The sequence below is a fragment of the Corynebacterium felinum genome (assembly GCF_030408755.1).
In the GTDB taxonomy this organism is placed as follows: Bacteria; Actinomycetota; Actinomycetes; order Mycobacteriales; family Mycobacteriaceae; genus Corynebacterium; species Corynebacterium felinum.
The window spans coordinates 2,483,079-2,497,751 of the sequence record NZ_CP047209.1; the positions used below are offsets into that span (position 1 = coordinate 2,483,079).

11 protein-coding genes and 3 tRNA genes are annotated in these 14,673 nt (G+C 53.1%); 8 read left to right on the forward strand and 6 right to left on the reverse strand.

Annotated elements, in window-relative coordinates; translation table 11 throughout:
- The first annotated feature begins 320 nt into the window (after nucleotides 1-320).
- The 3 genes from CFELI_RS10485 (at nucleotide 321) to CFELI_RS10495 (ending at nucleotide 4,131) form a co-directional block, all read left to right on the forward strand.
- Nucleotides 321-3,230 (forward strand): exo-alpha-sialidase, encoded by a 2,910-nt coding sequence (locus CFELI_RS10485; RefSeq protein WP_277104263.1) that lies wholly within the window; start codon nucleotides 321-323, stop codon nucleotides 3,228-3,230.
- A 150-nt stretch (nucleotides 3,231-3,380) separates the two neighbouring features.
- Nucleotides 3,381-4,010: an oligoribonuclease gene (orn, locus tag CFELI_RS10490; protein ID WP_277104262.1), complete on the forward strand. Its 630-nt coding sequence runs from the start codon at nucleotides 3,381-3,383 to the stop codon at nucleotides 4,008-4,010.
- Nucleotides 4,011-4,058: 48 nt separating this feature from the next.
- Nucleotides 4,059-4,131, forward strand: a tRNA-His gene (locus tag CFELI_RS10495).
- Between the two features lie 99 nt (nucleotides 4,132-4,230).
- Here CFELI_RS10495 and CFELI_RS10500 read toward each other — a convergent pair.
- Together CFELI_RS10500 and CFELI_RS10505 are read right to left on the reverse strand one after the other, a co-directional pair.
- Nucleotides 4,231-4,593, reverse strand: coding sequence for a DUF2200 domain-containing protein (locus tag CFELI_RS10500; RefSeq protein WP_277104261.1), 363 nt, complete (start codon nucleotides 4,591-4,593; stop codon nucleotides 4,231-4,233).
- A 112-nt stretch (nucleotides 4,594-4,705) separates the two neighbouring features.
- The gene (locus CFELI_RS10505; RefSeq protein ID WP_374724744.1) at nucleotides 4,706-5,878 is read right to left on the reverse strand and encodes a L,D-transpeptidase; all 1,173 of its coding nucleotides are present in this window, start codon (nucleotides 5,876-5,878) and stop codon (nucleotides 4,706-4,708) included.
- A gap of 456 nt (nucleotides 5,879-6,334) precedes the next feature.
- Between CFELI_RS10505 and CFELI_RS10510 the strand changes: the two genes are divergently transcribed.
- From CFELI_RS10510 to CFELI_RS10520, 3 genes are all read left to right on the forward strand, one after another.
- Nucleotides 6,335-6,407, forward strand: a tRNA-Lys gene (locus tag CFELI_RS10510).
- A 346-nt stretch (nucleotides 6,408-6,753) separates the two neighbouring features.
- Nucleotides 6,754-6,826: transfer RNA gene (locus tag CFELI_RS10515), tRNA-Lys, on the forward strand.
- Between the two features lie 237 nt (nucleotides 6,827-7,063).
- The gene (locus tag CFELI_RS10520) at nucleotides 7,064-7,627 is read left to right on the forward strand and encodes an isochorismatase family protein (protein WP_277104259.1); all 564 of its coding nucleotides are present in this window, start codon (nucleotides 7,064-7,066) and stop codon (nucleotides 7,625-7,627) included.
- Between the two features lie 112 nt (nucleotides 7,628-7,739).
- Here CFELI_RS10520 and CFELI_RS10525 read toward each other — a convergent pair whose 3' ends face one another.
- Nucleotides 7,740-8,015, reverse strand: coding sequence for a DUF3618 domain-containing protein (locus CFELI_RS10525; RefSeq protein ID WP_277104258.1), 276 nt, complete (start codon nucleotides 8,013-8,015; stop codon nucleotides 7,740-7,742).
- A gap of 93 nt (nucleotides 8,016-8,108) precedes the next feature.
- Here CFELI_RS10525 and bcp point away from each other — a divergent pair, with 93 nt between their 5' ends.
- Entirely contained in the window at nucleotides 8,109-8,579 is a 471-nt protein-coding gene (gene bcp, locus CFELI_RS10530) for a thioredoxin-dependent thiol peroxidase (RefSeq protein WP_277104257.1), read from the forward strand.
- 6 nt (nucleotides 8,580-8,585) lie between these two features.
- A complete protein-coding gene (locus CFELI_RS10535; protein WP_277104256.1) occupies nucleotides 8,586-9,254 on the forward strand; it encodes a TetR/AcrR family transcriptional regulator in 669 nt (222 codons plus the stop codon).
- Between the two features lie 32 nt (nucleotides 9,255-9,286).
- Here CFELI_RS10535 and acpS read toward each other — a convergent pair whose 3' ends face one another.
- The 3 genes from acpS to CFELI_RS10550 all read right to left on the reverse strand — a co-directional run bounded on the left by acpS (nucleotide 9,287) and on the right by CFELI_RS10550 (nucleotide 14,391).
- Nucleotides 9,287-9,676, reverse strand: a complete 390-nt coding sequence (gene acpS, locus CFELI_RS10540) for a holo-ACP synthase AcpS (RefSeq protein ID WP_277104255.1) — start codon at nucleotides 9,674-9,676, stop codon at nucleotides 9,287-9,289.
- A gap of 105 nt (nucleotides 9,677-9,781) precedes the next feature.
- Nucleotides 9,782-14,170, reverse strand: coding sequence for a DUF5979 domain-containing protein (locus CFELI_RS10545; protein ID WP_277104254.1), 4,389 nt, complete (start codon nucleotides 14,168-14,170; stop codon nucleotides 9,782-9,784).
- Between the two features lie 32 nt (nucleotides 14,171-14,202).
- On the reverse strand, nucleotides 14,203-14,391 hold the full coding sequence (locus CFELI_RS10550) for a hypothetical protein (RefSeq protein WP_277104253.1): 189 nt from the start codon (nucleotides 14,389-14,391) through the stop codon (nucleotides 14,203-14,205).
- Nucleotides 14,392-14,673 lie beyond the last annotated feature (282 nt).

Consider the following 14,673-nt stretch of genomic DNA (forward strand, 5'->3'; position numbering starts at 1 on the left):
ACAAAAGAATACTTACTAGCACATTTTTCACCTTTGCTCCAATGCGAATTCTTTGATAAATCGGCTGGCAGCACCCTTAAAACAGCACCTCAAACCACCATTGCCCCCTTTGGCAACCTTTTTACTTCACAGGTTTTTACGGGGGTGTTTCTTAAGTGTCACAGCTCTCATTTACTTGCCAGGTGTGCATTGACTCACGATATCCTCAAAACTGTAAGACATCAGACGTCCTATGTTTCTGACTCTTCCCACCTTCAGGACACCCTGATGTACTTTTTCAACCTTGCACACATTCCCACTCCCCCCAGAAAGGTGAAAACATGAGTGGAACAATCAAAAGGCGCGCGCTGACCGCAACTGTGTCTGCTCTCGCGCTGGCAACCGGACTCGTCGCCGCCACATCCACCGCGGCTGCGCAAACACCCAACACTCCTTTTGCTGGAATTCCAGGGCACGCCGCTAACGGCACCAACGGTTTTGATGCCAACCCCGATATGAATGCCCCTGGCTTTTTGGTTGAGCACAAGATCGAAACTGGTGGCACCAATAACTTCAACTGCTACCGCATCCCAGCCTTGATCACCGCCAAAGATGGCACCCTTCTCGCCTCCTATGACGGCCGTCCCGATAACTGCGCTGACGCCCCTCAGGCCAATTCGATCGTGCAGCGCATTTCCCGCGATAACGGTGCTACATGGGAGGAGTTAAAAGACGTTGCTCCAGGTAAGCCCACCCCCGTGGCAGAAAAGATCGGTTATTCCGATCCTTCCTACATCACCGACCGTGAAACTGGCGAGATTTTCAACTTCCATGTCAAATCTTTCGATACCGCGATCGTTGGTGGCAACCCCTCCCAGGTAGGCAATGATCCGAATAACCGCAAGGTGATTCAGGCTGCTTACGCGAAGTCTTCTGATAATGGCGCTACCTGGTCTTATGATCATGTGATTACGCGTGAAATTACTCCTGATTTGTCGTGGAAGGCACGCTTTGCCACCTCCGGCAACGGCATTCAGCTCACCTATGGCAAGTACAAGGGTCGTTTGATTCAGCCCGCGATGCTGATTACCACCAGCAATCAGTGGAAGGCTGTGGCGTGGATTTCTGACGATCACGGCAAGACGTGGTTCCCTTCTAACCCGTGGGGTCAAAGCATGGACGAGAATAAGATCGTTGAGCTTTCCGACGGCACATTGATGAACAACTCCCGTTCCTCGAACCGGGGCGAGACGTTCCGCAAGATTTCCTATTCCTATGATGGTGGCATGAATTGGACTGAGCCGGTTTTGGATTACCGTTTGCCAGATCCACGCAACAACGCTTCGATCATTCGTGCGTTCCCGAACGCCCCTGAGGGCTCGGCTTTGGCTAAGGTGTTGTTGTTCTCCAATACTGCGTCGACATCCGGTCGTACGAACGGCACTATCCGCATGTCTTGTGATGATGGCAAGACGTGGCCGGTAGAGAAACTGTTTAAACAGTCTGATCTGCAGTACACGCACATGACTACCTTGGCCAATGGTGACATTGGTCTGCTGACTGAGGGTCATAATCGTGGCAATATGAACGATATTTATTTCGTTCGTTTCAACCTGGCATGGCTTGGCGAGTCCTGCCTTGGCACTGCGGCTGCTCCTGCTTTGGTAGCGGCAGGTGAAAGTGTTGAGGTTCCGGTAACCATCACCAATACCACTGGCGCGGCTATTGTGGATCAGCCGTTGGAGGTATCGGGCCCAGAGGGGTGGGTTGTTGGTCCGACTCCGCGCTTGACGCTTGCAGCTGGTGAGTCGAAGACTGTTGCTGTGAATTTCACCGCCCCAGCAACTGCGGTGAATGGGCCAAATGATTTCCGCCTGGGGGTTGCTCATGGCGCTGTTGATGCTGTGGGCCGGGTGACGATTACTGTTCATGGCGGCGTTGATCACGGTGGTGCCCCTGAGGTCACTGAGCCAACTGTGTTTGTCACTGTTGCGAATCCAAAGCCGACCTATCAGGTGGGTGAGCGTATTTATTACCGCTTTACGGTTGTGAATCCACTGAACAATTCAATTTCTGTGATCCCTTCAGGTGGCTCAGGCTTGGAGAGTTTCGACCCTGCTAAGGGGAGCCCGAACTGCCGTTGGAATTCTTTTAATGCTCGTCATACCGCTGCGTGCACTTCAGCGTTCCACACCGTGACTGAGGAGGATATCGCACGCGGTGAATTTGTTACTGAAACATCGTGGGCATTAACTATTGCGCGTGGGCAAACCCGCAACCAGACGCTGAGCACTCCAGTTGTGCGGTTTGGTGAGGTCCCTGCCCCAGCTGCACCAGCGCGTGTGTCTGCATCTATTGATGCGATCGGCACTGTTGCTTCGACCGGTGAGGCTTTGAATGTACCTGTGAAGGTGCGTGTGCAGTCGACTACTGAGTCTGTTCCTGCTGATACGAAGGTGGATCTGTATCTTGATGGCCTCAAGGTTGCTTCCGCACTGACTCCTGTTGAGGGGGTTGTGGATGCCACGGTTGAGGTCGATTCTGTTGCTATTGGCGCACAGCCGGTGTCGCATTCGTTGGTGGCACGCCCTGTGACTGCGGCGGAGAATACGCGCCGGATTGATGGTACTGCAACGTTTGTGGTCTCGCCACAGGATCGTTTGCGTGGAACGAGCACCTTGACTCTTGCTGAGCTTGCCGACGCCGTGGTTGAGCCAGGCAAGAATGTGCAGGTGTTGGTTTCGGCGAAGCTGCAGCGTGAGGGCAAACCTGTTGCTGGTGAAAGGATCACTTTTACTTCCGGTGATGCGCGCAGCGATGCGGTGACGAATTCCGAAGGTGTTGCTTTGGCGTATCTCAAGATTGCGCAGTTGGGTGAGGATCTTACTGAGGCTACGACTGTAACCGTGACAGCCAATGCGCCTGAGGCGGCTACAGCTACTACTGATTTCGATGCTTCGGAGGCCACCCAAACCTTTAAGGCTTTGCCTCAGCCGAAGCAGGAGGAACCTGAGCAGCAGCCAAAGGAAGAGCAACCAAAGGAAGAAAAACCAACGGAAGAGCAGCCTACGGAGCAGCCGCAGCCTCCAGCTACCTCGACTCCACAAGATCCAGAAGATACCCCTGATCCGTCTGTTCCTAGCTTCGCACAAGCGTTTAAGGATCTGTGGAAGGCGCTTGTGAAGTTCCTCAATAGCATCGGTGCAGCTTTCGCCCAAGCTATGCAGGGCTTGTTCACGCCGAAGGCTTAGTGGCCTATAAAGGTTTCACGCCCAAGGATTTCCTTGATCGCCTACCCCTGTGATGGAGTTTTCATGAGCTCCATCATGGGGGTTTGGTCTGTGTTGGGTGTTTGTGGTGTGCGCACTATTTTCGGCTGGGGGTTGTTAGAGTTAGTTACTATGACTGAACCGAAAGTGGAGTACAACAATCGTCTTGTGTGGATTGATCTGGAGATGACTGGCCTAGATATTCACAAGCACACCATCGTTGAGATTGCTGCGCTTGTCACCGATGCTCAGCTGAATATTCTTGGTGAGGGGGTTGATCTTGTCGTCCACGCCACTGATGAAGAGCTTGCGCAGATGGATGATTTTGTTCAAAACATGCACGATTCTTCAGGTCTTACTCAAGAGATTAAAGAATCCACTGTGTCGCTCACCCAGGCTGAAGATGCTGTGTTGGAGCTGATTGCGAAGCACTGCTCCCCTGAACACCCTGCCCCTTTGGCAGGTAATTCTATTGCCACCGACCGCAGTTTCATTCGGGAGAAGATGCCCCGCCTGGATCAGGCCTTGCACTATCGGATGATCGATGTGTCCTCGCTGAAGGAGCTGGCACGCCGGTGGGCTCCTGAAGTCTATGCGCATCAGCCGGATAAGGGGCTGGCGCACCGTGCGCTGGCGGATATTGTGGAGTCGATTCGGGAGTTGGATTACTACCGCCGTTCGATGATCACCCCTGATCCTTCTGGTGACGAGTGCGCCACTGCTAAGGCGGAGGCTACCCAGCGTTACCTGCGGTTTTTGTAATTTTAGACAAGTAGGTTAATATAGTCCTCGCTGCTTCAAACAGCGATGGTGGCTGTAGTTCAGCTGGTAGAGCACCAGGTTGTGATCCTGGGTGTCGCGGGTTCGAGCCCCGTCAGCCACCCCCATGTGAATGAGGGCCTTCGTATTTTACGAAGGCCCTCATTGCTTTGCACTCCCCTATATTCAAGCTGGGTTACGAGGCTATTTTTCGGGCGTTCGACTAGAGGGGGTTGAGCCCGAGTTTTGTTTGCATTTTTTCGTATTTGCCTTTGGCGGCATCGTCGATGAGTTTATCGAGTTGCCGGATGAGTTTCATCAAAGGGTCGTCGATTTCTGGAATTTTCACTCCGCAGATACTTCCCCCGATGAGGTCGCGTGCGGGGTTGATGTGCGGGGCGGCGCTGAAGAATTCTGTGAAGTTTGTGTCGGCGTCGAGAAGCTCGTGGAGTTGATCGGGGCTGTATCCAGTCAGCCAGCAGATGCAGGCGTCAACCACGGCGGGGTCTACGCCTTTGCGCTCCACTTTGGTTTTGTAGTGCGGGTAGACCGCTGAGACTGGCATTGTGAAGATTTTATGTTCCATTCTCCCCATCCAAGCACAGTGCTGGTAACGACGCGAAGCTTGGGGATAAAAAGCAGGCACCGGCGCGAACGCTGATGCCTGCAGGTGTAATCACAGTGGGAAAGTGGGGCGGTTATGCCTGGTCGGCGTTGCCCTTCTTCCAGGTTTCCCAATCAATATTCCAGTCGCCGAGCCCGTCGTAACCGGACAGTGTCTGGCCGATGGTGTTTTTCACGGTGACGAGGTCGCCGCGTTTGACGAAGTTTTGGAACCACTGGGCGTTTTCGGTGGAGACGTTGACGCATCCGTGGGAGACATTTTGGCTGCCCTGTGCCCACAGTGACCAGGGGGCGGCGTGGACGAAAATGCCGGAGTAGGACATTTGGGTGGCGAACTGGACTGGGGTTTTGTAGCCACCGTTTTCCAGCGACAGTCCGTAGGTGGTCGAGTCCATTACCAGCGATGGGTATTGGTCGCCAATGATGTACACGCCGTTAGGGGTTGGCCATTGCGCAGAACCTAATGAGACAGGCATGGATTTTACCTGTTCACCGGACTTGTACACGGTCATGGTTTTGGTGTTGTCGTCGACGATTGCTTCAACTTTTTCGCCAATGGTGAATGATGCTTTGTTGTCGTTGCCGACGTAAACACCTTCACCAATTTTCACGCCGTATAGTTTTGCATCAACGGTGACTTTGGTGCCGGGCTTCCAATAATTTTCGGGTCGCCAGCGTACTTCCTGGTTGGAGATCCAGTAGAACGCGCCTTCAACTTTGGGCACGGTGGTCACGGTGATGGCTTTTTCAACATCTTTACGGTTGTTGACGAAAGTGTCGAAGCGCAGCGCGATTGTTTGTCCGACTCCTACTTCAGCGCCGTCCAGCGGTGCCAGGCTGTTGCTGGAGAGCGCGGCGGTCTGCACGGTTGAGAAGGTGACTGTTGCGGTCTTCCCGTTTTTGTCTTTCGCTTCCACGGTGTAGGTGCGGTTGAAGCCCAGCTGTTCGGCTGTTGTCCAGCGCATGTTGTCGGTATCGAGGGTTGATTCGATAACTTTGCCCTCTTCGTTCGTCATGCGCACGCTTGATAACCCTTCGCCGAGCGATTTCACAACAACGGGCTGATTGGGGTTGACGTCTGTCGCACCGTCTTTCACGCTAATTTGTGGGGCTAGGAGCTTTGGGGCTTGGGTACTGGTGGTTGCGGGGGTGCTTTTCGCGGTTTCTGCCACACCTTTGTCGATGGTGCAGGCTGTGCCGGCAGCTAAGACAATACTGAAAGCGACGCCTATGCAAGCATTGCGCATCAATGCCATGGTTAAATCTATTTCCTTATCTCTCTAGAAAAGCCCCTGCGACGAGGTGTGATGGGGTATCCCCCGTTCGCTGCGGCCACTATAACTATCCTAAACAACACCCCCAAGATGTTCCTAGGTTTAGCGCACATTCGTGCACGATCGTTACCAAATTGATGCGTCCCCACTCTCTCCACCCCCGCTGAAAATACACACAACACGTGGGTTTCTATTCATATTTTCAGCTATCGAATACCCTTTTCATTACTTTTATCGCGCACAACAGAGCACTTTTGCGACCAATCGCTCACGCATCCTTCGCTTGTCGACGCCCCCACAGCCTCATCCCCGCACAACACGGCACGCAGCCATGTCGCGAAATTATGGCAAGTGACCTGCAGATTTTACTTTGCGTGAATGTAGCTGTTATATTTTTCTTCGTTGCCAAGCAGTGCCTTGGATAGCGTTGCGCCATTAGCTCAATTGGTAGAGCAACTGACTCTTAATCAGTGGGTTCGGGGTTCGAGTCCCTGATGGCGCACAGTAACAGTCACCCCCAGCAAGTTCTTCTTGCTGGGGGTGACTGCATTCTATTGTTGTCTCGCAGGATTTCACACTACATGTTGCATCCTCCTCATGCTGCGATCCCCCTACTGATATTCACCGCATTCCACTGCCTCATTCTGGTTTCCGTACTTTGCATTCATGTGCCCCGTTGCACGTGAATCTTCCTCTGTGGGTGATCTACTGGCAGGCAGTCTCCACCCGTTTTCCTCGTATACAGAAATGAAAATTCTCCGAGATTTTACAAATCTTCAAAGCAGGTGTAGGCTATCTCTTCGTTGCCCAGCACATGAACCTTATTCAGGTTGGCTGCTCTCAACACTGCGCCATTAGCTCAATTGGTAGAGCAACTGACTCTTAATCAGTGGGTTCGGGGTTCGAGTCCCTGATGGCGCACACTGTAATCCTCAGCATATTTTTGCTGAGGATTTTTCTGTTTTCCACCCACACCTTTTTTACTCCACTTCCCCACCCTACAGCGGTAGGTGATGCGCAATGTTGGCTTGTGGTGGTTGTCCAGCTGGTGTTGTCGCCGCTTGTTGTGCTGCTGGGAGGAAATTGTGGGTGGCGCTACCCCCTTGTTTTCTTCAGGATGGATTGAATAGGCGTAGTGGTTGGCTAGACTCGTAAACCATGAGAGCGCTTGTTGTAGTTGATGTTCAAAATGATTTCTGTCCTGGTGGATCTTTAGCAACGACTCGTGGCGGTGTGGTTGCTGAAGGTATTGCGCAGCATATGGTTGAGCATGCTGACCGTTATAAGGTGATGGTGGCTACGAAGGATTGGCATATTGATCCTGGTAGCCACTTTTCTGATTCCCCCGATTTTGTGGATTCGTGGCCGGTGCATTGTGTGGCTGATTCTTTAGGTGCTGATTTCCACCCCGCTGTAGCTGGTGTGCAGGATCGTTTTGATGAGGTTTTTCTCAAAGGTCAGTATTCGGCGGCCTATTCAGGTTTTGAAGGTGTTGCAGCCAGTGATGGCGCTGCCTTGGATCTGTGGTTGCGTGAGCGCGGAATAGACATTATTGATGTGGTGGGTATCGCCACGGATTATTGTGTGCGCGCGACCGTCCTTGATGGGTTACGCCATGGTTTTGAGGTGAAGGTTCTCACTGATCTGGTCTCGGCAGTGACGGAGGAAACTGGTGATGCTGCGATGCAAGAGATGGTGAAAGCTGGCTGCCAGTTAGCCTAAGAAGTACCCCAACTACGCGAAAACCCTCCTTCGACCTTTCTATCCCTTGAATGCTTAAGTCAAGTGGGAGAAAGGTGTGAAGGAGGGGGGTGAGTGTCGTAATGGTGAAAGACTAGCGCGCGGCTAGAAGTTGCTGAAGTTCTTTCAGCTGCTTCTTACGTTTGCGGGAGGAGCTGACACCAATGACGACGAGAGCAGCAACCGCAATGCCGACTCCGGCAACAATTTTTTGAACCTGTGGTTCTTTCAGTTTCTGGGTGATACCGGATTTCACATCGTCAACGATGTGTTGCGGCTTCGTGCGGTCAGCAATTTCATCCAGCGTCTGCGCCAGCTGGCGGCGGGTGCGCTCAATTTCGCGCTGAATGTCATCAATGTTGCGTGCCACTTTTTCTTAGTCTCCTCAAAAGGTATTACAAAGTTCCTAATACACCTTAGTCCTTTGCGAGGGAAAATGCGTGAAGAAGGTAAAGTTGATCCCATGACTGAAAATGTGCGCTTGGAAACCGGCAGCGTTGCCCCACCGTTTAGCCTCCCGAACGATGAGGGTGGCACCACCTCGTTAAGTGATTTTGCGGGGAAGAAGGTCATTGTGTATTTCTACCCTCGGGCGAATACTCCAGGGTGCACGAAGGAAGCCTGCGATTTCCGGGATTCTTTAAGCCAGCTGGGTGGTCTTGGTATCGATGTTGTTGCTATCTCCCCAGATACTCCAGACAAGCTTGCGAAGTTTCGTGCTGATCACGATTTGAACTTCCCCCTGCTCTCCGACGTCGATAAGCAGGTGATGAATGCTTACGGTGCGTTTGGGGAAAAGAAGAACTACGGCAAGGTTGTCCAAGGTGTGATCCGCTCAACGTTTGTGATCGCAGCTGACGGGACTGTGGAGAAGGCGATGTATAACGTGCGTGCGACCGGCCATGTTGCGCGTGTGTTGAAAGATCTGGCGTAAATCCTCATGGTGGCAGCGGATAAGGGCGACAATAAAGCAGCGGGTGAGCTAGGTGAGATCCTCCTCCCGCGACGTCGCCCTGCCCAGCAGCGTTCACGGGAGCGTTTTTGTCGCATTTTAACGGCGGCGCGTTCCGTGCTTGTCGACGTCGGCTTCGAGTCTTTCACTTTCGATGAGGTAGCCAAGCGCGCCGAGGTCCCCATCGGGACGTTGTACCAGTTTTTTGCCAACAAGTATGTGCTGATTTGTGAGCTGGATCGGGAAGATACAGCGGCAACAGTAGCGGAGTTGACGACGTTTGCGGATCAGGTTCCGGCGCTGCAGTGGCCGGATATTTTGGATGAGTTGATCGATCACCTTGCCGATATGTGGCGGGCTGATCCTTCCCGGCGCGCCGTGTGGCATGCTGTGCAGTCGACTCCGGCGACGCGTGCGACTGCGGCGGCGACTGAGCGTGAAATGTTGGTGTTGTTGGCGCATGTGTTGCATCCGTTGGCGCCGCAATCGGATGAGTCTGAGCGGTTGATGATGGCGGGGTTGTTGGTGCACACGTTGGTGTCGTTGTTGAATTATGCGGTGCATGATCCGCACACCAGTGATGAGGTGTTTAAGGATACGGTTGCTGAGATTAAGCGGATGGCGATTGCGTATTTGTTTGCTGTTGCTACTGGCTAATTGCCGGGTTAGATTTTTGGCGGGGGGTTGGGTTAGGTGTTGAAGATGCAGATGGCGGTGGCGTAGTCGCCGTCGTGGCTGATGGAGACGGGGATGGTGTCTATCCCGGTGATGTCGGCGATTGTGCCGCTTAGGTGGATGATGGGGCGGTTGTAGGCGTCGGGGATGATTTCGATTTCGCGCCAGTTGAGCTGTTCTTGGGTGATGCTTGGGGGTTGTCCGTAGCGGGATTGGCTCCAGGCTTTGATGAAGGCTTCTTTGGCGGCCCAGCGTCCGGCGAGGTGTTCGTCGCGGCGGGGCTTGGTGGTGGCGATGCGGTGTTCGCGGGCGGAGAAGACTTGGTCGAAGCGTGATCCTGGGGTGTTGAGGAGTTCGGCGAAGCTGGGGATGTGGACGAGGTCGATTCCGGGGTGGGTGCTCATTGTTCTTAGTTTTCCATTTTTTGTGCTGCAGGGTGTGAAAAAACACCCAGTGGTTGCTGGTGTGCATTCACTGGGTGTTTGTGTTGAACTTTGGTCTAGAAGGGGTTAGTTTTCGCGGCGGCGGAGCATGAACACGCCGATTGTGCTCAGCAGTGCGCCGAAGACTACCCATGCAAGAAGATGCTTATCGACGCCGGTGCGTGCTAGTTGCGCCGGTGCACTCTGTGGGCTGTGGGTTTGTCCTTGCTTCTCCTGTTCTTTGTGCATGTCCGGGGTTGCTGCCAGTACTGCGCTTTCTTGGTGTGGCGCAGGTTGTGGGATGAATGGTGCTACAACCAGTGGGATGAGTGGAATCAGCAGCGGAATCCATGGAATGTAGGTGTTTGTTGCTGTGAAGGTGTGGTCCTTGTTGTTCTCATCAAGGATAAAGCGGATTTCAGGTACTTCTTGGAGCACGAAGCCAAGTCGCTGTGCCTTCTGTGTGTCTTCGGTGATCACGCAGGTGGAACCGAAGGGGATCTGCGCATCAACGTCTACAGGGGTGTTGTTACCTACTACCTCTACTGTGCCTTCCTTCACGGTGCTGCTTGCACTGTGCTCGCAACGGTAGTTGAAAGTGAAGGTGTTGGTGGCAAACCACGGCCAGCCTTCTACTTTCTTGGCGAGGTTAAATCCCCCACCGTCGCGGGTGTAGTGGTTGGTGAACTCCACTGTCGCGGGTTGCTCACCGGCACGCACGTTAACGGTCATAGGTTGGGTGGGTTGGTGAACAAACCCTGGGATTGTCGCCGAATCAGCACGCTCAGTCAGGGTGCAGGTGGTTCCCACTGGGTAGGTGTGTGGTGAGGCTACTGCCTTGCCATCGCCTGAAATACTGATTTGACCCGTGGTTGCTTTCGCCCCTTCGTAGGCTGGGGTGCAGGTGTAGTCGAAGATGAATGCACGCCCTGCTGCACGTTGTGTGAGCACATCAACGTCAGTATCTGCGCTTAAGGTTTTACGCAGCATGAAGGGATATTCTTCGGCGGTGTAGGTGTTGGTTGCAACGACCGCTACTGCTGGTTGTTGATCCTTTGTCACACTAAAGGTGACGGTATTGTTTTCCACTGGCTGCCCGCCGCCCACGCTCATGTGGGTTTTCAGTGTGGTGTGTTCAACCTGCGCTGCTTCTTCAGTGATCGTGCATTCGCCGGTGGGGATGTTACTGAGCATGGCTGGTTTTCCAGACTCTACTTCCACGGTGCCTGTGACACCATCGGCGCAGGTGTAGCGGAAGTGAAAGCGCTTCGGGGCAAGTGCTGCCGCGTTGCCTTCTACTTGCTTAGTGATGCTGAACCCACCTGTGTCGCGCACATAGGTGTTGGTGATTTCCACCCGCACTGTTTCACCGGCAGTGTTCACGGTGACACTGGCTGGCTGGAAGGTCACGCCGTGGGCGTAGCCTGGACGCTGCGCATCAGCTTCCGTGAAACTACACGTGGTGCCGGTGGGCACGGCGTCGATACGCACAGTGCTGCCGTCACCGGGAACAGTGATCGGATCAATATTCATCCCCTCGCAGCGCGCGATGATGCTAAACGGCGTGGCCGAAGGTGCAGCCTTGCCGTCAACGATGACATTTTTGCGCAGCTCAATACTGCCTGTCTCGCGGGTGTAGGTGTTTGTTGCCTCCACCAGCACGGTCGCACCCTTTGTCACCGGCACGCGAATCGACCCGTCGCCATCGGTGGTGACCGGATGCGCGTTCACACTAAAACCAGTGGCAAGGGTTGTGCCTGCAACTGCGGCATCCTTTTCCTTGATCACGCACTCCCCGACCGGGACGTTGGTGATTGCCGCAAATGCGCCGCCTTTGACCTCAATGTTGTCCCATTCCTGCTCACCGCAGCGCACGCTAAAGCTAAACGACGCCGGGGCGAGATTCTTCGCATCACCAGCAACAACCTTCTTGATATGCAGCTCGCCACGATCCTGGGTGTAGGTATTTGTTGCCTGAACAGTCACAACAGGGTCCGCATCTTTGCGCACATCAAAGCGCAACACTTCGCCATTGCGGGCGTGGGAATCTGCCACCGATACAACAGAAGAATGGCTCACACCAGCAATCGCTGCGGGGGCAAGTTCTTTAATTTCACACTGCCCCGTGGGGATCTGTGCGATTTCTTGAGTCTGCCCTGCCGCAACAGTCACATCTGTCCACTCTGGTGCCCCATCGCAGCGGTACTGGAAAGTGAAAGGACCCTGGGCTTTGTTCGCGGCATCGCCATCGACCACCTTGGTGATCTTAAACGCACCCTTATCGCGGGTATAGGTGTTGGTGGCGGTGACAACGACCTGTGCTGCGGTGTCATCACCAACGGTAAAGGTCAGCTCATTGGTGCCTTCGGCCTGCTGATCACCTGCCTGCAGCACGGTGCTCATGCTCACACCCTCAAGCGGTTGTTGCGCCGCTTCTTTGATCACACACTGCCCCTTAGGCACATCGTTGACCTGGGTAGGTGTATTCGGCTCAACAGTGATATCTGTCCAGTTGTTATCCCCGCACCGGTATTGGAACGTAAAAGACGCTGGCGCACGGTCTTTGCTATCGCCTTCCACCTTCTTGATAATGCTGAACCCACCAGTGGTCTTGGTGTAGTGGTTGGTCAAGATTGTGCGCGCCTTATCTGAAGTTTCGGGTGTAAGCGACGGCTCCACAACAATGTGACTGAAATTTTCGTTCAGCTCATAACCGTCGACGCTCACGGATTGCTTATCAATCTCGTCCAGGTGACATTCAATACCCAGCGGAAGTTCTGGGGATTGCTTTGTTTCCCCATTCGCTACCTCGATAGTCCCTTCAGTGACCAACTGTGGCTGCGTCTCTTTGGTGAAACAGCGGTACTGCACCTTAAAGCTCGCCGGAATGTTCGCAGTAAGGCCACGAACCTGCTTGGTCACGGTGAACTTGCCTCGCGCTTCTACATAAGAGTTGGTGAGGGCAACTTCGGTGGTCTGCTTATTTTGAATCGTCACCACAGCTGAAGCGCGATCAAGTGAAATTCTCACATTATCTTGCGCCTCAAGGTTGCCATACTTACCTTGACCCACCACAACATTGTTGTGCGCAAAGCCTTCGATTACTGGTGAGGCAGATTCTGTAAGAGTTACTTGGGTACCTGTGGGGAGGTCACCCAGGAAACCTGCCAGTTGCGCCTGTGCACCTTCACGCACAGAAAGAGTACGAACCTCTGGCTGTTGTTCGCCTGGACGCAGAATCTTTGCTTCGATAGTGGCGCTATAATCTTGTGGCTTCTTGTCAGCCGGGATTCCCTCAACATGCTTGAAAATCCTGATGGCACCAGTGTTGTCTTTATACTGCGCCACAGCAGTGATCACGTTGTAGGCTTTGACTTCGGTTTCCACTCGGCTATTTTCGATGAAAGCCTCGTTGCGCAGTAGGTCACCTTCTTGGTGAACACTGGGATCTAATTCCGTCATGATACGCACACGGTACACACGACTATCGGTGGTGTTTTTCAGCACCACAGTTGCTTTTTGCTGCCCCGTTGGCGTTTCCGACCATTCAACATCGAACTGATCGTGCGGAAGAAAAGACGTCTCGTGAGGTTTCTGGCTGGTTAAGTCCCAACTGCCACCGCCGTGTGGTTCTTCTAATTTTTTGTCACGGTAACGGATCTCGACCGAATTTTTGAATTCCGGTACCGCGCGCAAATATTGTGCTGGCTGCAAAGGCTTGGCAAAGGTGTCTGTGATTGTCACATCACCACCAGTACCGTTGGCATAAATGTGCCAACCGATGATGGCTTTGCCCTCCGAGTAGGTGAGCAAACCGTGGTACACGCCCTCTTTTTTCTGAACCCCATCGAGTGGGGAAAGATTCGGCGGGGTGGATTCACTCCCGAGACCAATAACGCCCTTATCAATGGCATCTTGGCTAACAATCGAAGACAATTCGACCACGCTACTGAGTGGGCCGAACTGAATGGAGGATTTTTCGATCCGCTGAGTTTTTTGCAGATACAAAGCAGATTCGTAGCTGCCTTTAGGTTCATCCTTGCGTGAAAGATCCGTGACAAAAGTACACTTGACCTCAGTCTTCTTCTGCACACATTCTGCTACAGCATTGCCTTCGGCATCATTCATCGGTGCTGTACCCTCAGCGAAATTAGCCCACGCTGGGATGTCAATCTTGATGTAGTCACCGATTTTGGGAGCCCGATCAGTACGTGCATACGCACTAGCATCCCAGTTGAAAGAAAAGACAATGCGCTCGTCTTGGACTAGATCAGCGCTTTTATCTTTTAAGCGGGTCAGCTTGCCGCCCGTGATATATAACTCGCTTCGATCGTGCCCACTGTCTTGGGCCGAGGCGATAGCAGGTGTCATCGACAGGAGAAGACCAAGGGTTGCAAGCAAAGACACCACTGCCTTTGCCGCAGGATTACTCCTTAACCTTCCACCTGGCGAAATCTGTGCATGCGCGGATTTCACTTTCTCTCCTAGCAAAGTTGAATAAGCAACAATTAAGCCACAGCAATCCTATCTAGAATGAAAATCACACCCAAAACGTATAAGCCTTTTATATTTTTATTAAAAAGTGCCCCGCTACCTCGCAAAACACAAATCTGCAGCTCAGCCGTTGATTTATCAACAACATCAATCAAAAGTTTGTCCCCATCGGGGGCAACTCCCCTAGCCTCAGCACGGCCCATCCCCTACTCGACCTTTGCGTCAACCCAGCCGCACATCCCAGTGCGTTCGACTGAAAAGGTCGAGTGCGCTTTGAAATACACCACGCGAAAGACCTGCCATCGTCACACGCAGCTCTACTCCTTCCTGACCCCTCCCCAGGGACTACTCGACCGTATCCACAATCATCAAGTTTTCTTCCTCGAAATTCACCAAACTCGACCTATTCTTTAAAACCAGCGAAAAACCATGCGCTCAAAAACAAAAGGTCGAGTGAGCCTCCTGGGCCTTCTCTCACACAAGCA